Source organism: Streptomyces pseudoechinosporeus (assembly GCF_054783935.1).
The window spans coordinates 1-1,363 of record NZ_BAAGPS010000019.1 but is presented as its reverse complement, the minus strand read 5'-3'; the positions used below and the strand labels follow the sequence as shown (position 1 = coordinate 1,363).

The window sequence follows — 1,363 nt, the reverse complement described above, 5'->3', positions numbered from 1 at the left end:
GCGCGGCCATGTACTCGGCCGGGTAGTTCGCCTTGAGATACGCCGTCCAGTACGACACCAGCGCATAGGCCGCAGCGTGCGCTTTGTTGAAGGCATAACCCGCGAACGGCACCAGCACGTCCCACACCGTCTGGATCGCCTCGTCGGAGTAGCCGCGCTCCCTGCACCCTTCGCGGAACGGGACGAATTCCTTGTCCAGGACCTCTTTCTTCTTCTTGCCCATGGCCCGGCGCAACAGATCGGCCTGGCCCAGGCTGTACCCGGCGAGAATCTGAGCGGCCTTCTGCACCTGCTCCTGGTAGACGATCAGGCCGTGGGTGATGTCCAGGATTTCCTTGAGGGGCTCTTCGAGCTCCGGGTGGATCGGGGTGATCTCCTGCTGACCGTTCTTGCGCAGTGCGTAGTTGGTGTGCGAGCCCATGGCCATCGGTCCCGGCCGGTACAGGGCATTGATGGCGGTGATGTCCTCGAACTGGTCGGGTTTCATCAGCCGGCACAGGGAGCGCATGGCGCTGCCGTCAAACTGGAAGACGCCGAGGGTGTCGCCGCGCCCCAGCAACTCGAATGTCCCGGTGTCGTCGAACGGAAGGCTCAACAGGTCGATGTCGAGGCCCTTGTTGGATTTCACCATCTTGACGGCGTCGTCCATGATCGTGAGGTTGCGCAGGCCCAGGAAGTCCATCTTCAGCAGGCCGAGCGACTCGCACTGCGGGTAGTCCCACTGCGTGATCGTCACCCCGTCGGTGTGCCTGACCCACACCGGCACGTGGTCGACAACAGGTTCGCTGGACATGATCACGCCGGCCGCGTGCACGCCCATCTGCCGGACCAGGCCCTCCACACCGCGCGCGGTGTCGATGACCTTCTTCACGTCCGGCTCGTTCTCGTACATCGACCGGACCTCGCCCGCCTCGCTGTAGCGCGGGTGCGAGGCGTCGGTGATCCCTGCCAGTTCGATACCGGAACCGCCGACATCAGCCGGCATGGCCTTGCTGATGCGGTCGCCCATCGCGTACGGATAGCCCAGCACGCGCGCGGAGTCCTTGATCGCGTTCTTCGCCTTGATCTTGCCGTACGTGCCGATCATGGCGACCTTGTCGGCGCCGTACTTCTCCGTCACATACCTGATCACCTCGACGCGCCGACGCTCGTCGAAGTCGATGTCGACATCGGGCATCGAGACGCGCTCCGGGTTCAGGAACCGCTCGAAGATCAGACCGTGTTCCAGAGGATCCAGGTCGGTGATGCCCATCGCGTACGACACCAGCGAACCGGCGGCGGATCCTCGGCCGGGGCCGACGGCGATGCCCTGCTTCTTGGCCCACATGATGAAGTCGGCGACCACCAGGAAGTACCCCGGGAA

1 protein-coding gene is annotated in these 1,363 nt (G+C 64.1%); it reads right to left on the bottom strand.

Going from position 1 to position 1,363, the window contains the following annotated elements:
* Positions 1-1,363, bottom strand: a 1,363-nt coding sequence (dnaE, locus tag ACYVO6_RS22720; RefSeq protein WP_461063893.1) for a DNA polymerase III subunit alpha, incomplete at both ends; no start/stop codon positions are given.